The sequence below is a fragment of the Methanosphaera sp. ISO3-F5 genome, assembly GCF_034480035.2.
In the GTDB taxonomy this organism is placed as follows: domain Archaea; phylum Methanobacteriota; class Methanobacteria; order Methanobacteriales; family Methanobacteriaceae; genus Methanosphaera.
On sequence record NZ_CP118753.2, the window covers coordinates 1,770,418 to 1,789,450 of the forward strand.

13 protein-coding genes are annotated in these 19,033 nt (G+C 34.0%); 2 read left to right on the plus strand and 11 right to left on the minus strand.

From position 1 onward, the window contains the following. Positions 1–144: 144 nt before the first annotated feature. The 6 genes from PXD04_RS19435 to PXD04_RS19460 form a co-directional block, all read right to left on the minus strand. On the minus strand, positions 145–2,814 hold the full coding sequence (locus PXD04_RS19435) for a right-handed parallel beta-helix repeat-containing protein (RefSeq protein WP_323736471.1): 2,670 nt from the start codon (positions 2,812–2,814) through the stop codon (positions 145–147). Between the two features lie 140 nt (positions 2,815–2,954). Beyond that, the gene (locus PXD04_RS19440) at positions 2,955–5,621 is read right to left on the minus strand and encodes a right-handed parallel beta-helix repeat-containing protein (RefSeq protein WP_323736472.1); all 2,667 of its coding nucleotides are present in this window, start codon (positions 5,619–5,621) and stop codon (positions 2,955–2,957) included. After that, a complete protein-coding gene (locus tag PXD04_RS19445; RefSeq protein WP_323736473.1) occupies positions 5,575–5,826 on the minus strand; it encodes a hypothetical protein in 252 nt (83 codons plus the stop codon). The genes PXD04_RS19440 and PXD04_RS19445 overlap by 47 nt, the downstream gene beginning before the upstream one ends. Positions 5,827–6,013: 187 nt before the next feature. Further along, complete coding sequence (locus tag PXD04_RS19450) at positions 6,014–6,949, minus strand: calcium/sodium antiporter (protein ID WP_323736474.1); 936 nt, start codon at positions 6,947–6,949, stop codon at positions 6,014–6,016. Continuing rightward, positions 6,950–8,179 carry a TIGR00300 family protein gene (locus PXD04_RS19455; protein WP_323736475.1) on the minus strand — a complete coding sequence of 410 codons (1,230 nt, stop codon included), beginning with the start codon at positions 8,177–8,179 and terminating at the stop codon, positions 6,950–6,952. Positions 8,180–8,329: 150 nt separating this feature from the next. Next, positions 8,330–9,343, minus strand: coding sequence for a phosphorylating glyceraldehyde-3-phosphate dehydrogenase (locus PXD04_RS19460; protein ID WP_323736476.1), 1,014 nt, complete (start codon positions 9,341–9,343; stop codon positions 8,330–8,332). A gap of 436 nt (positions 9,344–9,779) precedes the next feature. Here PXD04_RS19460 and PXD04_RS19465 point away from each other — a divergent pair, with 436 nt between their 5' ends. Beyond that, positions 9,780–10,418 carry an energy-coupling factor ABC transporter permease gene (locus PXD04_RS19465; protein WP_323736477.1) on the plus strand — a complete coding sequence of 213 codons (639 nt, stop codon included), beginning with the start codon at positions 9,780–9,782 and terminating at the stop codon, positions 10,416–10,418. After that, the gene (locus PXD04_RS19470; RefSeq protein WP_323736478.1) at positions 10,411–10,653 is read left to right on the plus strand and encodes a hypothetical protein; all 243 of its coding nucleotides are present in this window, start codon (positions 10,411–10,413) and stop codon (positions 10,651–10,653) included. Before PXD04_RS19465 ends, PXD04_RS19470 begins: the two co-directional genes overlap by 8 nt. 114 nt (positions 10,654–10,767) lie before the next feature. Here PXD04_RS19470 and PXD04_RS19475 read toward each other — a convergent pair whose 3' ends face one another. From PXD04_RS19475 to PXD04_RS19495, 5 genes are all read right to left on the minus strand, one after another. Further along, positions 10,768–11,136, minus strand: coding sequence for a DUF5518 domain-containing protein (locus PXD04_RS19475; RefSeq protein ID WP_323736479.1), 369 nt, complete (start codon positions 11,134–11,136; stop codon positions 10,768–10,770). Positions 11,137–11,148: 12 nt separating this feature from the next. After that, a complete protein-coding gene (locus PXD04_RS19480) occupies positions 11,149–11,460 on the minus strand; it encodes a hypothetical protein (protein WP_323736480.1) in 312 nt (103 codons plus the stop codon). Positions 11,461–11,564: 104 nt separating this feature from the next. Further along, a complete protein-coding gene (locus PXD04_RS19485) occupies positions 11,565–12,635 on the minus strand; it encodes a DNA topoisomerase IV subunit A (RefSeq protein ID WP_323737480.1) in 1,071 nt (356 codons plus the stop codon). Positions 12,636–12,654: 19 nt separating this feature from the next. Continuing rightward, positions 12,655–14,343, minus strand: a complete 1,689-nt coding sequence (gene top6B / locus PXD04_RS19490; protein WP_323737481.1) for a DNA topoisomerase VI subunit B — start codon at positions 14,341–14,343, stop codon at positions 12,655–12,657. 335 nt (positions 14,344–14,678) lie between these two features. Then, the gene (locus PXD04_RS19495) at positions 14,679–18,851 is read right to left on the minus strand and encodes a glycosyltransferase (protein ID WP_323736481.1); all 4,173 of its coding nucleotides are present in this window, start codon (positions 18,849–18,851) and stop codon (positions 14,679–14,681) included. Positions 18,852–19,033: the final 182 nt, after the last annotated feature.

Genomic DNA, 19,033 nt, shown 5'->3' on the forward strand with positions numbered 1-19,033 from the left:
TAATTCCTATTAATTTGACTTAAGAATATAGTTATGTTTGTAATTATTATAATAATCTTTGGTATTATTATATCAAAATAGTGTTATAAAAAGTAGTCATGTCATATAAATGTGGAGGGGATATGTGGGGTGGTGGTGAATATATTATAATTTGTCTGCTGATTTAGGATAGCCACTTATCAATCCCTGACGGAACAGAACATATCCCTCGGATCCTCCCATTAGTCCTGCCTTTATATCCTTCTCAAGTACGTTCACAGGAATCTTATTCAAATTCTCATAATATGTCTGTACCACGGACACTACCTGTGAGTATGGGCTTCGGTCAACAATGTACTGTGTTGCTTCCTTAATCCAGTTCCTGCTTGCTTTATATGAGTACCTGTACGTCATTGGCAACATAACATCAAGGTATGGGCTAAGTGCCGCATAATCCTGTCCATAATATTTGACCGTACCACCTTTTTCAGCAAATAATGAAGCAGATACTATCATGTTTTCATCATGTTTCTTAACTATTGTATGCACACTTTTCACAAAGTTAGTGATGACTTTTGGTTTCACGATTGATGGATTTAATCCACTATAACGAACATAATCTAATGAAACTCCGTCCACTCCGTTAATATTAATTACTTTTCTGATAAAGTTTTTTATCCGGTTTTGTTGGGTTGTGCTAACATCAAATTTTCCATTTTTGTTTCTGAAACATATTACCCATGCATGAACTCTTATATTAGTATTTTTACACAGGGATATTGTTTTTCTTAAGTTTGCAGTTTCATCAGTGGATGCTTTTGCTTGAACATAAACATCAGTAATTCCTGCTTTAACCCACCTTTTAACAAGGGCTGGTGTTACATCATAGTATAGTTGCACGTATACTCCGGATATTCGTTTGTCTTTCACATTTTTGTGGATTGTGGTATTGTGGACTAGTTTTTCATCATCTAGTATTGCTGTTATCACTGCTTTTCCTATTTCAGTAAAGTTGTTTACTAGTTTGCTGTATGTCTGGTTGGTTGTGAATGATTGGTTGTTTATTCCACACCCGTCCATGTGGATGTTTATCTGTACTTCCGGCAGTTTCTTTTCTACATCATATTGTTTCATGTTTTTTCCGTCATATATGTTGTTTAGTGATACTGTTGTTGTAATGTTTTCATTTTCATATCCTGATTCTTTCATTGTTAATGTGAGGTAGATCCAATTCTCTGGTTTTATATTAACTGTTCTCTTCCTGTTTATACTGTTTTTTCCCCACCAGTTATAATCAGCGTTTATGTTACCCTTATTGTATAAGTCCTTATTGTTGTCTGCTAATATGTTGTAGTTTAGGATTATGTTTCCTTTAAAGTTGTGTAGTGTGCTGCCATAGTTTGCACTGTTTTCATGGAATGTGTTCTTTTTGATGCTAGTGTTTGTGTATGCGTTTCTTATGGCTCCGCCGTATGTTGCACTGTTTTTGGTGAATGTGGAGTTGTATATGTTATTTCCTGCCTGGTCTGTTTTAATGTATATTGCGCTTTGGTTGTTTGATTTGAATGTGGAGTATTTTATGTTGAGTATTGTGTGGTTGTATGCGTAGATTGCTCCGCCTGTTTTTGCAGTGTTATGTGTGAAGTGGGAGTATGTGATGTTTATCTTGATGGGGGTTCCTGTTTTGGAGTAGATTGCTCCACCATTTGTGGCACGGTTGTTGTGGAATGTGTTGTTTTTTATGCTTAGTTTTGCGGTGTTGTAGATTGCTCCGCCGCTTAGTGTTGCGTTATTGTTGCTGAACCTGTTGTTGTGTAGGATTGTGGTGTTTTTGTTGGTTATTGTTGCACCATAATGGGCAGTGTTTGATTTGAATTGACTGTTTCTTATGTTTGTGGTTCCTGTGTTGTAGATTGTTCCTCCGCTTGTTTTTGCATTGTTTTTGGTGAATGTTACATTGTTTATTTTTAGGATGGATTGCTTGTTGTATATGGATCCACCATTTGTTGCGTTGTTGTATGTGAATTTGGATGATTTTATGCGTGTTTCATTGTTTGTTATGTATATTGTTGTGTTCTGGTTTTTTGTGAAGTTGCATTCTTCAATGTTCAGGTATCCGTTCGTGTATATGCTGCTTCCGCTTCGGGCATTGTTTTTTGTGAATAAACAGTTTTTTAGCAGTGCCCTGTTGGTATTGTAGATGGCTCCTCCATTTGTTGCATTGTTTTGTCTGAGTGTGGAGTTGATTATGCTTAGTTGTCCTTCATTGTAGATGGCTCCACCGCTCTGTTTTGCGGTGGATGTGGTTATGGTCATGTTTTCTAGTTTTAGTATTCCTTTGTTGTGTATTGCTCCGCCGCTACCATTTGTTTTTGCTTGTTGTATTGTGAATAGTTTTAGGTTTGCTTTTGCTGTTATTTTTATTGCTTGTTTGTCTTGGCTGTTTATGATTGTTGTTTTCGTGTTTTCTCCTATGATGTTAATGTTCTTGTTTATTGTTAGTCCTGATTCATAGTATTTTCCGGGTGTTATATGGATTGTTCCACCAGATTTCACGCTTTTTATTGCATCTTTTATTGTTCGTTTGGGTGAATTTTCTGTTCCATTGTTTGAATCATTACCTTTGGTACTTACATATATCTTGCTTTTTGTCTGTGTGCTGCTTTTAACAGTTGTGTTTGTCTGTTTTGTTATTGTTTTATGAACCTGATTGGTTTCATGTTGTATAGTGTTTTCACTATGAAGGCTATGTGTCTGATTATCTTCAGCACTTACACTTGAAATACAGGTTAAAACTAATATTATGGCAAGTATTGGGAAAATTTTCTTAATCATAATAATGTAATTCCTATTAATTTGACTTAAGAATATAATTATATTTCTAATAGGATATAATTTTTTTGAAAAAAAAGATAATATCTGGTTAATACTTATAAAATGGGGTGGGGAAGGAGGTGGGTGGCTAATGATTATTCCTATTGAACTTTCACGTATCTGTCTGTAGAACAAAGCATTTTATTATTGGAGTAATATGTTGCTTTAATATTATACGTACCTTCATTATTTGGCATGGTATATTTGAATGTATACTCCTTGCCTTCTACACTAACATTTTTAATCATTTTATCATTTAATGTGTACACAATATTTCCTCTCATGTTCTGATTATTAATGTTATAAATATTAGTTTTTAAACAAATCGTAGAATTTTTCGGAATATCATGTGTGATCTTTCCACCATATAACTGTATGAATGATCGTGCAACAGAATCACCCTTCATATCATATCTTTCAAACACTATTTTAATTCCATCTTTTTCCATAGTTTTCCGAGGATTACTTATTCCACCCCACCTGGAATAATTGTCATCCCAAGCCTTTTCCAGCCAATAATAATATTCACCATCAGGATTATATATGTCACCAGCACCATGGAACCATCCAAGCACAATATCATTTCCTCGCTTTCTAACACTTGTAAGAAGATTATCATATCCTCTCAGATATTCTCTGATTACGTTAGCATCCACACCATTACATAATACGAAACAAATACTATTTCTCACATTGTTTTTATACATGTAACGAGCAGTTTCATAAGTTTCTCCAGGACCATTTTTAACAGTTTTAACATTAAATCCATTGCTTCTTAAATTATAGGCAATATTATTCATTATTTTCATATCATTGGGACTATAGTTATATGAGGCTGTTGTTCTATCCATTGCAAAATAAACATCTTTTTTATTGGATGTTATTTTTGAATTGGAAATTAAATCGCCGGCTAATGTAATAAATGTTTCCTGCTTGATTTGTGCTTCAGGTTTATTCACCGTAAATATATCTGCACAGGCTATTATGAACTTATTATTCCGGTAATACTTCATTTTCACGGAATAATTTCCTTCTTTTGGGGGCATATTAATTTTTAATGTAGAAAGATTGTTTTTTACTTCAGATGTTCCAACGTGTTTGTCATTCAAATAGAATTTTACTAATCCCGTATTCACTGTTTTTTTATTATTATTTCGTATTATGGTTCTTAATGTTCCTCGTTTTTCTGTAAATAATGCAGGATTATTCACTATTCTCATAGTGTAATCTGACTTTGGATTAACAGTTAATTTAACATTTTTTGACACGCTATGATAATTTGGTGCACCAAACACTACTTTCAAATCATAAACACCTATATCATGTTTTGAAATCTTGATTTTATTGCTGGATGCATTAACTGTTTGAATTTTTTTATTGTTTAAATATATTTTCAGACTTCCATCATGGATTGTATTATTCAAGTTGTCTGTAACATTAATTTCTAATGTTGCAGTATCTGCATTATTTTTCTGTAAACTTTTCATAAACAAGTGTGCAGTTTCGGTAGCATGAATGTTTAATGTGTTATTGGCTATCGTGTGTGGTGCTTTTACAATAAAGTTTACATTGCCTTCTTTGTTAAATTTGTTTGTTAACTTGCAATAACCGGAATTACTATTATAGTTTTTAATTTTTCCGTCTTTTTTCATTATTATCTTCATATGGTAATCGGGGATGTTTGTACTTCTGGAAATGGGTGTAATTTTTTTTCCATCAAATATATTATAGATTGAAATGGTTGTATTGATGCTGCTATTCATTAAGTATCTGTATTTGTGTTGGATGTGGAGGTATAACCATTTATTTACTTTTGTATTGATGATTCGTGACTGTTTTATATTGTTTTTTCCCCACCAGTTATAATCTGCATTAATGTTGCCCTTATTGTATATGTCTTTGTTGTTGTCGGTTAATATGTTGTAGTTTAGGATTATGTTTCCTTTAAAGTTGTGTAGTGTGCTGCCATAGTTTGCACTGTTTTCATGGAATGTGTTCTTTTTGATGCTAGTGTTTGTGTGTGCGTTTCTTATGGCTCCGCCGTATGTTGCACTGTTTTTGGTGAATGTGGAGTTGTATATGTTATTTCCTGCCTGGTCTGTTTTAATGTATATTGCGCTTTGGTTGTTTGATTTGAATGTGGAGTATTTTATGTTGAGTATTGTGTGGTTGTATGCGTAGATTGCTCCGCCTGTTTTTGCAGTGTTATGTGTGAAGTGGGAGTATGTGATGTTTATCTTGATGGGGTTTCCTGTTTTGGAGTATATTGCTCCACCATTTGTGGCACGGTTGTTGTGGAATGTGTTGTTTTTTATGCTTAGTTTTGCGGTGTTGTAAATAGCTCCACCACTTGTCATTGCATTGTTTTTTGTGAATAAACAGTTTTTTAGCAGTGCTTTGTTGGTATTGTATATGGCTCCTCCATTTGTTGCATTGTTTTGTCTGAGTGTGGAGTTGGTTATGCTTAGTTGTCCTTCGTTGTGTATTGCTCCACCTCTCTGTTTTGCGGTGGATGTGGTTATGGTCATGTTTTCTAGTTTTAGTATTCCTTTGTTGTGTATTGCTCCGCCGCTACCATTTGTTTTTGCTTGTTGTATTGTGAAATGTTTTAGGTTTGCTTTTGCTGTTATTTTTATTGCTTGTTTGTTTTGGCTGTTTATGATTGTTGTTTTCGTGTTTTCTCCTATGATGTTAATGTTCTTGTTTATTGTTAGTCCTGATTCATAGTATTTTCCGGGTGTTATGTGGATTGTTCCGCCTGTTTTCACGCTTTTTATTGCATTTTTTATTGTTCGTTTGGGTGAATTTTCTGTTCCATTGTTTGAATCGTTTCCTTTCTTGCTTACATATACTGTATGGATTTGTTTGTTTTTGGTGTTGGGGGTAAGTGTTGTGTTTTGATGGGTGTTGCTTGTAATCTTCTTTTCGTGTGTGTCTGGTGTATTGTCTTGTGCTGATACGCTGGAGATGCATATTAGTAGTAATGCTATGAAGAGTAGGGGTGAGATTTTTCTTATTATGTTATTGATATTGACACCTCGTATTTATTTTGTTAATTGTCTTAAGGGAATAGTTATGTTTTTTATTATTTTAATATTTTTTTAAAAAGGGAGTGTATATCTGAAATTTTTTATAAAAAAAGTATTAGGGGGGGGGAGATTTAGTTTCTTAGGATGATGTATATCATGTAAATTAGGAATAATGCTATCAGTATCAGTCCGTCTTTGCGGTTGAAATCTTTTTTATCGTATGCTAGTATGTATGTTATGACTGCTACTATGATCATGATTAATGTGTCAATGAACATGATGTTTGTTGTTTTTATTGGTGATATGGTGTTTGTTAGTCCTAGGATGAATAGTATGTTGAATATGCAGCTTCCTATAGCGTTACCTATTGCAATGTCTGTTTTTTTGTTGTAGGCTGCGGTTACGCTGGTTATTAGTTCTGGTAGGCTGGTTCCTATGGATACTATTGTTAGTCCTACTAGTGTTTCGCTCATTCCGATGCTTAGTGCTATTTCTTTTGATGAGTCTACTACTAGGTTTCCTCCGAGTATTATACCGATTATACCTATGACGATATAAACTAGTATGTATCCATTGCTTAAATGAGTAGTTCCCACAGGCATTTTACTACTTTGTTTCATACTCTTATAGATTAGGAAAGCTACGTATGCAATAATCATTGCCATGAATAAAATACCTTCAAGCCTACTGATTTGGCTACCTGTGAAGATAAATATTAACAATAATATGCTGCTGACTAACATGATAGGAAAATCATGAACAAGAGATTCCCTGGTAATATCAATCTTATAAAGCACAGCCGTAATACCAATAACAGCAAGCATATTAAAAATATTACTACCAACAACATTACTTATAGCAATAGCATTACTACCACTAAGAGCAGATGAAACAGAAACGGCAGCTTCAGGAGCACTAGTACCAAAAGCAACAATAGTCAAACCAATAATCATGGAAGGAATCTTAAGCTTAGTTGCAAGATCACTGGCACCATCCACAAACATGTCAGCACCCTTAATCAGAAAGACAAAACCAACCAATAACAGGATAATAGTTAAAATACTCATCTAATCCGTTTCCTCAAGTTTATGAATTTCATCAAGCAATATTGGCAAGAAAGAACCAATATCAGTAACAATACTAATAACCTGTGCACTACCCCTATCAGAAAGCTTAGTGACACTAGCATTACTAATATCTACACAAACACTTTTAATACGTGCAGGAATCAAGTTACCAGTAGCAACACTATGTAAGAGTGTGGCAATCATAATAACCATGTCAACATCCTGAACTTCCTCACGCATACGTTGCTGAGCTTCCTGTGAATCTGTGATAACATCAGGTAATGGGCCGTCATCCCTTATACTACCTGCTAACACATAAGGAGCATCATTTTTAACACATTCATACATGATACCACTAGTAAGAACACCCTGTTCAACAGCATCCCTTATACTTCCAGCCTTATTGATTGTGTTAATTGCACAGAGATGATGTTTATGGCCATGTGCAACAAGTTCACCGGTTTTAGTTTTCACTCCTAAACTGGTACCATATAATGCATTTTCAATATCATGGGTTGCAAGAGCATTACCTGCAAATAACTTGTTAACATATCCTTCCCGTATTAACTCGGCAAGTACTGGTGAACAGCCTGTATGTACAACTGCAGGACCACCAACTACACAAATCTTTCCACCTTTGTCATGTATTTTTTTCATTTCCTTAGCTACTTTATGAATAATGCTGCGTGTTGGTTTCTCGGCTGATGCTTCACTGTTCATGAATTCAAAAGTATTCTTTCCCCTTGACTTTTCTGGTGGTTTAACTCTAACACCCTTATGTCCTACCACTATCATTTCGCCCTTATGGATAGTGTTTAATGGTTTACAGGTAGCGGTTTTTTCTTTTTCATCAACAACTAGTAAACAGTCCATTTCGATATTGTCAATGTTTATCCAACGGTTATCATATCTTATTTCTGTGGTGTAATTAGTTGTTGAATAAAAGTTTTTAGGCACTGTCTTGTCTTTCTCGGATGCTACTAGTTCTACTTCGTCTTCTTCGACTAGTTGAGCACCAAGGTCTGTTACCATGTCTAATATTTTGTCTAATGTTTTTTCTTTTTCTGTTTCTATGCGTATTCTAGCGGTACTTATGTCAGTGTTATGTTTTCCAACATTTAATTCTTCTATTTCATAGTCTCCACCTTGGTCTATGATGGTGTCCATGACTTTTTGTATTGTGAATGAATCAATGATGTGTCCGCTTAGCTTAATTTTTTGAACGTACATTTATTCAACATCCTATATTTGTTTATTATTATTATTTTTTTTTATTGAATTATCATATGTTTATTATATTTATTTGTTATAGTAACTACTTTTTTTCATGAAAATTAGTAAATATAAATCGTGGGTGGTGAGAGAGGAGGAGGGGTATGCTTATATGATACCCATTGCTTTGTTGGTTTTTAATATTGATTTCTCACCATCTTCTTCTAATTCAAGCATTGCTCTTATTGCGTCAACGTTTTCCGGTACAACATCGGATTCCTGGTGAACTGCTTGCATATAGAATAGTTCTCCGTCAACTACATTTACTGATTCTTTCCATACTGGAATTTCATAGAAGTCTCCACGACTTCTTCCAAGGTCTTTAGCATATTCCATGAGTTCTGCTGTGGAACCTAATTTTAGGCCTGCATCTACTGGCAGTACTCTGTGTGCTTTTTCGAATGCGTCGAGCACGTCATCTGTTGTTACAGTGTCTTCGAGTTCTACCATGATGTTGTGTGTGTGCATGAGTGTTGTTGGAACTGCTAATGCCATTGTCATAACATCCATTCCTTTGATGATTGTTTGTACATCAGGTCCGTGGTGTGATGGTACTGTGGTTACTGGTTTGATTGCATTTATTGGTCCTTTTTTTGCATCATTTGGGTCTGCTGCACGTCTTACCATTACTGCTCTTACCTTTTTTACACCTGCTAGGTCGTTTACTGGTTTTAGTGTACGACATAATCCTGTGGTGTTACATGATACTACTCTTACATAGTCTTTTCCGAGGCTTTCTTCGTAGTTTGCTTCTGCGTTGAATGATGTGCCTACTGGGTCATGGTCTTCTCCACCTTCAAATATTGCTTTTAAGCCTATTTTTTTGTAGATGTTTTCCATGTTGTCTATACCTACTCCGCCGGGGGTACAGTCTACAACTAGGTCTAGTTTTTCAAATAGTTCATCAGCGGTTCCGCTTACTTTAATTCCTGCTTCTTCGAATTGTTCTTCTCTTTCTGGAACGCTAATGTATAGGTCGTATCCTTTTTCAACAGCAGTTTTTGCTTCAAAATCAGGAGTTCTTTTTGTTATTCCGACTATTTTCATATCATCTTGTGCGGTAACAGCGTCTGCTACTCTTTTACCAATAGTTCCATATCCGTTAATTCCGATACCTTTCATATTAATACGTCCTATCATAAAATTCTAAGGAAATTATCATGATTCGTTAAAAATCAATCATATAATATATTACTATATAAGGTGGTAATCGTTATTTATAATTAATTGTAATATTTGTGTATGTTGTTTTTTGGGGGGTGGGTTTCTTGTTGTTGTGTGGTTTTGTTTTTTTTTCTTTGTTGTTTTGTATGAATATATTCATATTTGTTCATATGTAAATAAGTGCATTTATTCATTTATATGGTCTAAGCTTAACTGTTTTTTATTATTATTTAATAAAACTTAAATTTATCCATGCGTATACCTGTTAGGGTTATATAAAGTATTTATATTATCTATACTATACTATTAATTAGAAAAAAATACAATAATTTTTCTTAAAAAAATTTGAAGAAATATTAAAAAAAATATTAAAAAAAATATGGGGGGAAAAATAATGCATATACCAGATGGATTAATATCAGACCCAATACAACTGGGAATATACACAATAATATACATAATTCTACTATTACTATGCCTAAACAAATACAGAAAAAACCACACAGAAAAAGACATACCAGTACTAGCACTATTTTCAGCAGCAATACTGATAGTACAACTAATAGAAATACCATTACCAATACCAGCCTGTGTACACATATCACTAATAACCGTAATGGCACTCTATGACCTGGAAGCATCGGCCATAGTATACACAGTAGTAACAATAGCACAAGCATTCCTCGGAGAAGGAGGAATAAGTACAATGGGAATAAACCTACTAAACCTGGCAATAATAGCACCATTCCTAGCATACTACATATACCACTTCCTTAAAAAACACGATCAAAACCTAGCACTATTCGCATCAGGATTTGGAACAATAACACTACTCGGATTAATAGCCAGCATACAATATGCAATAGCAGGAGTATACCCAATAACATTCGGACTAACAGTAATAACACCAATAGAAGCAGTAGTAGGAGTACTTGAAGGTATTGTTACAATAGTAGTGATGAAAGCATTACACCAAATAAAACCAGAACTAACACCAGCACTAAACGAAAAAGAGGAACAGGAAAATGAATAAAAAAGTATCAATACTAATAATTGCATTAATCATACTAGTCACATTAGTTGCTGTTTCACAAGCATTAAACATCTACGAAAAAGGAAACATAACACTAGAAGAACACAACCACGACCATGGTGAACATAACCATGAAGAACACGAACACGAAGAACACGCAAATGAATCAAACAAAACAGAAAACCAAACACATGAAGAACATGAACATGAAAATGAGCATAATCACACACATTAATAACATTTAAAAATATATTTCATTATAAAAATAGCTTCTAAAATAAAAATAGTCAATACCCCAAAAAAATAGCTAAAAAAATAAAAAAAATAATAATTGAGAAGAAAAATATTCTTACTCAATTAATCCTAATTCTTTTGCACAATAATAACCTATAGCCCCACCTATTGCACCTAAAACAATATAAAATGGGAAAACAAATATTATTGAACTTAAAGCGTATGTTACATAAGCAGAACCATACATTATAAAGTATAATCCACAAGATATTATAGCAGTAATCAAACAAGCAACAAACGTTGTTACAAGGCCAACAACTGCAGATTCTACTAAAGAATCATGTTTCATAATACCAACTAAAATACTTGTCATAAAAACATATGGCAATATGTTTGAACTAGCTCCACTAACCAGGTATGTAATAATAATTATAATCACACCTAACGGTAAAGCCTTATCATTAAATATGTTCTTAAACTCCATGAAAGTTTCCTCCTATTTCTTAAGTTCTCCTCTTATATGATAACCTAATGCTCCTCCAACACATCCTATTAACGTGAAAAAGATAACATTTATCAAGGAATACTGTATGAGCGCAATAGCATAAAGTCCACCCTCAGTATAAAATACGAGAATTAACGATATTATAAACGAAATAACAGATCCTATAAGGAATGCTATGAATGTTGAAAGTAACGTTTCATTCATATCAGCATTTTTTATTATTCCCGAGATTATTCCTATAAATAATATTGTTGGTAAAATTATGCTGATATCACCAGAGTATAATGATGTCGGCACAATCATTACAATGGTTAACAGCAGAGAATTTCCCTTAAATATGTTTTTAATATCTATGATTAACACCCCCTATAATAAAAGAAATAGTGTAAGGTAATATTTTACCTAGTCTATTCTAGTGGTGTACCTTCTATTGCTCCAATTTTTGCAGGGAAGTATTCATCTACAATATATTCTAAACCGTACTTGGAGAAAGACTGTTGTTCGGCTTTTTTACCAAGTTTGAGCATTTTCTTAATTTCTGTCTGCCAGAATTCTCCCCTGTACCTTGGGTCTGCAGATAATTCTTTTAAACGTGCTACGTCAATGTCTTTAAGCTTGTCTGTTGGAAGATCATAATTTGTAATGTCGGATGCTGTTACTCCGAGGAATTTTGCATCTGGTGTAGCTAAGTCATGGTTTACGTGTGCTAGTTTTGCACTTCCTGATATGATTACCATACCAATGTGGAATCCCCATGGGTCTCCGTCGTTACAAATGTATACTGGAACGTTTAGTTCGTCACTTGCTCTTCTTATGAATCTTCTTGTTGCACGTGCTGCTTGTCCTTTAAGTCCTACGATGAGTGTGTTGAAACGGTCGTATGCTTTTTCCTGTACCATACGGTGGAACATCCCCATGGTTTCCACTGCAATTATACGTTCTACGTTGGAGTCTACGAATTCCACGTCATCTACTGTTGGTGGTATGGAGTATCCTGATTTTCCCATTCTAAGTGCGTTGAATTCTACATCATCATCTCTTAGTGTGATGTCTCCGTATACTGCTGCTCCGTCTTCTTCTGGTAATAATCCTAGGTTTTCACGTGACACTCCTAGTGTTACTTCTATGTCTTCTGTTATGTTGTTTGATTCCTGCTGGTTGTCGAATCCTACGTCCCATCCTTCTGATACGTAGTACATTTCCCTCATTGTTGCGGTTTTCTGGATGTTAACCAGTTCTTTACAGAAGTTTCCTACGCACATCATTTGTGCCATTTTCTTGATTTGTTTCACGTTTCCTAGTGATCTGGTTCCTTTACGGTCACCTAGTTCGAAGTATCTTTTTTCTTCGTTATAGATGATGTTTCCTGTTCCTCTTGATGGAATTTTTATGCTTGGCACTTCTTCTTCCAGTATTTTTTCCAGTACTTCATCACCCATTCCTCGTAATCTGTTTAGTGCATGTTCTTTGTGTTGCATCATAAATATCAGTTCCCTCCTATTCTTCTTCGTCTATTTGTTCTGTCATGCTCAGTTCTTCTTCTGCAAGTTCTTCCATTTCTGTTTTCATTCTCATTTTCTGTTCTTCTACTTTTATTTGCATTGGTTCTATTTCTGGTTGTTTTAGACGATGTTTCATGTCCATGATTTTTGCTTTGTGTGTTACTTCGTCCATTATTTTCTCGTATTCTGGAACGTCTTTTTCTGCTAGGAGTGCTGATTGTTTGATTACTACTGGCACTAGGTCTTCGAAGATTTTTGCTCTCATTTCTTCGTTTTTTGCTGCTTTTTTGGTTCTTATGTATTTTTCTAGTTTTCTTGCTATTTTCATTGTTGCTTGTCTGATTTCTCTTACTATTTCTTCTTCTGGTGCTACACTTTGTTTTCCTGTTGAGAGGTATGGAACGTTTGTTGAGATTATGTTTACAAATACTGATATTGGTGCGTCATCCAGGTTTCTTACTCCGTATCTTCTCCAGTCTATGCTTTTTAGTGCTTCTGTTATTGCACAGCTTCCCTGGTCGAAGGTTAATGGTACTCTGTTTGCGAATCTCATTATTTCTGCTTTTTTCTGTTGTCCTACTAGTCTTCCTGCTTTTCCTCCGTATGCTATTCCTGCTTCTACGATGAAGGATACTCCTCCTCTGTATGCTTGTGGTTTTCTGGTGATTGCTGTTGAGAATTCTGGTAGTAGTATTTCGTTGATTCCTTTTTCTATTTGTTCGTCTCCTATTGGTTTTAGTCCGCTGGTTGGTGGTGCCATGAATTTCATTTGTTCGAATTGTTGTACGACTTTTTCTGCTTCTTGCCATGTTATGCTTTTTGGTCGTTTGTTCATGTCGATTCCGGTTGCTTCTTCTAGTTCTTTGATTTTTGCTGCTGATACTCTGCTGAGTGAGTCCATTAGGAGGTTTTTGAATCGTTTTTTGTTGGTTGTTTTACATAGGTCTATTATGTCGTCTGCTGTTACTCCTTTTGGGTGTGGGAGTACTGCTTTTGGTAGTGGTGGTATTTGGTCTGTTGCTCTGTCGAATGTGTATTTTCTTCCGGTTGGGTCTTTGAATACTATTTTTGCGTGTGGGTTTCCTATTACTGTTCTTCTTATGTATTCGTATGCTCCTTGTTCACTCATGGAGTATGATACGTCTTTGAATTCTATTTCGATTCCTGATCCTGTTCTGTCTGTTTCGAATTCTTGTCTGTCTAGGATGATTCCGGTGTTCTTTTTTACGTCGAGTTTTACGCTCATTTCGACTCCTTTTAGTTCGTCTCCGTCTTTGTATCTTGATCTGATTTTTACTGGTTGTCCTGTTGTCATTTGTGATAGGAGTACGCATCCGCTACATCCGAGTCCTTGTTGTCCTCTTGATTGTATGTTTCTGAATTTACTTCCTGCGAACATTTGGCAGTATACTTTTGTTATGTAGTCTTCTGGTATTCCTGGTCCGTTGTCTGCGTGTTTTAGTAGGTAGTGGTCTTTTCCTAGTCTTTTTAGTTCTATTGTTATGTCTGGTAGTATTCCTACTTCTTCGCATGCGTCTAGGCTGTTTGTTATTAGTTCGTGGAATACTATGGTTAGGGATCTTATTTTTCCTGAAAATCCTAACATTTGTTTGTTTCTTTTAAAAAATTCTGATGGTGTTAGTTCCTTAAATTCTTCGAATATGTCGTTTGTGTCACGTTCCAAGGATTTCATTCCTCCATTTTTTTAGATGTTTTTTTTTATTACTTCTCATATTTTTTTGTATTAATTTTTTTCTTATTTTTTCAACTTTCTTTTTCAGTTGTTTTCTGCGTGTTTATATGAGTAAATAATGTTAGTTTAGTACTCTTTTATAGGTTTACCTATATGTACTATTTTTTTTCAGTATTTTTTTGTTATTATAATATATGTAAAACATTCAATATAAAATCATGGTATATATCCTACATTATGTAAATATGCTATTTTAGGGGGGGTCTTGGTAAGTATTCAAGGGGGTCATGATAACTACTAAAAAATAATAACAAATAGAGGAAAAATTAATGTTCACATATCCAATCATAAACCCTCCTACAATTATCCTTATCAATAAACTTAAAGAAATTATCAACACGTTCAACAAACTCATCTTCCATCATACAACCATTCCCCAAATACCTTTCAACATTATCCAACAACTCACTTTCACACCTGACAACCCTACCAAAAGCATCACGACTAAAATCAAGATACATCTTTCCATGATGATAATCATCCCTTGGCTGATAATAAATAACAGGCTTTTTAAGATAAGCAAAATCAAAGAATACAGAAGAATAATCAGTAATCATCAAACTAGACTCATTCAACAAATCCTGATAACCTTCATCACAAGAAACAACAATATCCTCATGAACATCAAACAACTCTCTGACACCACCACTACCAGCTAACTCCTCAAGTTTAGGATGAGCCTTAAACACAATCCTATACCCATAACGCCCAGCCAAATCCACAAAACTCTCATCAGATAACAAAGTATTCAAATCATTATAATAATCTGAAGCCAAGAGTAAATCAACATTACCCAGATAATTCCTCCAAGTAGGAACAATCAAAATAATTTTCTTATCCTCATTAGACAAAGCATCAAAACGTGGCAAACCTAAAGTCTGAATAATACTCCTATCATAATTATAACCCTCACTATACAAGGATTCCCTTTCAATATCAGAACTAGTATTAAACAGATACAAGTTCTTATCATATTTCCTAAGCCAATCAGACTGATCAGCATAAATTACTCCATGCTGCAAGAAATACACTTTAGAAGTATTCAAACCCCTATACAATCCCCTCTTATCATCTTCAGAAGAATAAAACGGATTCAAATAACTGTCATAAGGATGAGAAGTAACAATCTTATCAGCAAACAGATAAAATAGTTTATGCTTCAAGGACTTATGAGCTAACACGCCACCCTTCTTTGCCATCATCTTATAATCAGAACAACTCTTAGATATAACAAAATACTTCCTATTACCATCCTTCAAGGACTTAGCATAATCATAAAGATAAGTAGCATTATCTCCAGCAGAATTCACACGATCCATAAACAAAAGAATATCCCTGTCACGTCTTCTGATAAAAGGATACAGACACATATAAATAAAGCGGATAAACAATGCAATAACAAAACCACTTGGTCTATCACTTAAAAGATTACTCCATACACCTGCCTCATATGATAAAAGGCCACCATAGGAATACGAAGAAACCCTAAACCTATTATCACTAAAACTAACAATATACGGTTCACAGACAATATAATCACTAATAAAAGACATGTTAGCATGATCCCTAAAATCAATGAACAAATATTGTGAAACAAGATTATCCTCACTAAAATTACCATTATCACCATCCTTATGATAATTCACCCTCAAAGATACACTGCAATCCCCTATATCCAATGGTACCTCCACGTCAAAACAATACTTGAACTGCCAATCAATACCCAAAAACCTCATATTACTACGGGAAGAATACCTGACAAAATCTGCAGTATAACAAGAAGTACAATCACCCTCTCGCACAGCCTGAACACTAATAAAATCACTGTTAAAATAACTTCCAAACATACCAGAAATCTTAAGCATATCACCATCTATTTCAACAATATCCAACCACAACTTATGCCTGCTAATAGAATCAATCTGCCTATTTCTAATTTTTAACTTAACATCAACATCAACAATCTCAGCATGCAAATCCTTCAACTTAAGATACAAAAAGAAATTCTTTCTGAACAAATCCTTAATATACTCATTATTAACAATAACAGGAACATCAATATGCTTAACAATATTATCCAAGTAATACCAGAATTCCCTTAATTCAATCTCAGATTCTAATAAATCCAAATCCGGCTGTTGAAGAAGCCATTGTAAATCATAAGCAATCATATACTGTAAAAATCTGGGAACCCTACTCTCTTTAAACTTAGCATAATCAATCAATTCCATAAAATAATACTTAAGTTTATCAGTAAAATACTCCTTCTGATCAATAACAATATCAATCGTTGAACTGAAATCCTCACGTTTACGATAATAATAGAACACATCACTAATCACGCCCAACGCCTTCTTTTCAAGAAGAATCTTATTAACCAGAATAGCATCCTCTGAGAAAATAACATTAGTAGGAAACTCAAACGTATAAAACAATTCCCTCTTAAAAAAGGCAGAATTAGAAGCCAACTGTGGATTATTAGGTTCCTTAACCAAATCAATAACACGAGTACTTTCAAACTTAGAATTCAATACATGTGACTTCTCAAACCTGCCAAAAATCATCTGAGGAATAGAAACAACATCAGTTTCATCTTCATGTTCAACAAAAAACTCATAAACACTGCTTAAAACATTTTCATCAAGATAATCATCACTATCCAGAAAATTCAGATAACGTCCCCTGGCATGCTTAATACCATTATTACGTGCAGCAGCCTGACCCATATTCTCCTGAACCAGAACACGAATATTCTCAGGATACTTGCTCTGATAATCCAATGCAATACTCCTGGAAGAATCAGTACTGCCATCATCAACAATAATTAACTCAACATTCTCCTCAAAGCCCAATGACTGATTAATAACAGAATCAATAGCTTCACACAGATAATTCTGAGTATTATACATTGCCATTACTACAGAGAATTTAAAAGGAAAAACCGTTGAATATGGTGAAACAATAAACCGGTTATCATTAAATCGCAGAATATATTTTTCCTTGATGAAAAAATTATTAATCTTAGAAATCCTTGTCCCAGGCTTAAAATCAACTTTCAAATATGAAGACACAATATTATCCTCACAGAAATCTTGATTATCACCATTTTTATGGTAGTTAATTCTTAAGTTAATTTCATACTCTTCCAGGTCAACAAGTGGTACAGTAATACTAAAATTAAAACGGTACTGCCAATTTCTTGATAGGAAACTACGATTGTTCTCTTCATCAAAATCTGCTCGTATAGTCTTAAGTGAATTATCAGTTTTTACCAATGCTTCAATTGATAAATAGGATGTCTTGAAGTAACTGGTAAAATCACCCTCCAATAAGAGGTTATCCTTTTCAATATCAATATTATTTAACCAAAACTTATGCACACTAAGAGTATCAACCTTATAATCATCTATCTTTAGGAGAACATCCTCATCTAATATTTCGGAATGAAAATCATCATATTTAAAGTAGTATATGAAGTTTTTAAGAAAACTATCCCTGATGTTCCTGTTTTTAAGAATTACTTCATCATCAACATAATTCAAAACATTCCTTAATAAACGACAAAACTCTTCTTTATCCTTGTTTTCTTCAAAAATATCTAGAGTGTCCCTGTTTAAAAGTTTCTGCAAATCATATATTACTGTGTATTGTATGAACTTTGGAACTTCTCCCATTTTTTCAAGACAATAATCAAGTAAATCAATAAAATACTCCTTTAAACGTGGAATATAATATTCCATATGGTATGGTGCATTGTCATTTAATGAGTTAAGGGAATGTCTTAAACGAAGGTTATATTTAACATTCTTAACCATTCCATATCTCATCTTTTCTAATAATAACTTATTGATAAACAAGGAATCAGAGGAAGTGATTAAAGATTCCTTAAAAGCTTTTCCTGTTATGCACTCTCTTCTTATAAAACAGGAGGATATGCTTATTTGTGGCATATTCGGTTTTTTAATTAAATTTATTATTCCATCCTTGGTGTACTTATAATTTAATTCATGAGCACAGTTTCTTCTGCCAAAGTAGTATACTGGTATTGATACTAGGTCAAACTTGTCTGGATACTTGTTAAAGTGATCATTTACCTTTTCCAGTGCCTGTTCTGATAAGTAATCATCACTATCTAAAAAGTTAACGTATTCTCCACTTGCATGGGATAATCCATTATTTCTTGCTGATGATACTCCTCCATGTTCCTGTGAGATTACATGTATGTTTTCTGGAAATCTGTTCTTGTATGTCTGTGCAATTTCCAGGCTATTGTCATGGCTTCCATCATCAACTATTATTAGCTGAACATTTTCCTCAAATCCGATACTTTGTATAATAACTGAATCTATTGCCTGTTTTAGGTATGTTTGACTATTATAAACTGCCATTATTATTGAAAATTTAAATGGATATGTATGTTCTTCTGGTTTAATGTTCATCCTGTTACACCTTATTTTATGGGGGGTATGAAAAAAAGTAACTGCTTATTCTCTTTATGATGTTATTTTCTACATAAGATTTAAAGTTATTTATTAACAGATTATGGGGTGAAAGTGTAATATAATGATTTGTTCAGAGGAATATATGTTTTGTATCCTCTCTTTTGTTGAAAAAAAGAATG

Excerpts from the sequence above, each read along its gene's own strand:
- PXD04_RS19465 (WP_323736477.1), top strand. The coding sequence starts at position 9,780 with ATGCATATACCAGATGGATTAATATCAGACCCAATACAACTGGGAATA.
- PXD04_RS19435 (WP_323736471.1), bottom strand. The coding sequence starts at position 2,814 with ATGATTAAGAAAATTTTCCCAATACTTGCCATAATATTAGTTTTAACC.
- PXD04_RS19445 (WP_323736473.1), bottom strand. The coding sequence starts at position 5,826 with ATGCATCTCCAGCGTATCAGCACAAGACAATACACCAGACACACACGA.
- PXD04_RS19495 (WP_323736481.1), bottom strand. The coding sequence starts at position 18,851 with ATGAACATTAAACCAGAAGAACATACATATCCATTTAAATTTTCAATA.
- PXD04_RS19485 (WP_323737480.1), bottom strand. The coding sequence starts at position 12,635 with ATGCAACACAAAGAACATGCACTAAACAGATTACGAGGAATGGGTGAT.
- PXD04_RS19450 (WP_323736474.1), bottom strand. The coding sequence starts at position 6,949 with ATGAGTATTTTAACTATTATCCTGTTATTGGTTGGTTTTGTCTTTCTG.
- PXD04_RS19470 (WP_323736478.1), top strand. The coding sequence starts at position 10,411 with ATGAATAAAAAAGTATCAATACTAATAATTGCATTAATCATACTAGTC.
- PXD04_RS19475 (WP_323736479.1), bottom strand. The coding sequence starts at position 11,136 with ATGGAGTTTAAGAACATATTTAATGATAAGGCTTTACCGTTAGGTGTG.
- PXD04_RS19455 (WP_323736475.1), bottom strand. The coding sequence starts at position 8,179 with ATGTACGTTCAAAAAATTAAGCTAAGCGGACACATCATTGATTCATTC.
- PXD04_RS19460 (WP_323736476.1), bottom strand. The coding sequence starts at position 9,343 with ATGAAAGGTATCGGAATTAACGGATATGGAACTATTGGTAAAAGAGTA.
- PXD04_RS19480 (WP_323736480.1), bottom strand. The coding sequence starts at position 11,460 with ATGATTGTGCCGACATCATTATACTCTGGTGATATCAGCATAATTTTA.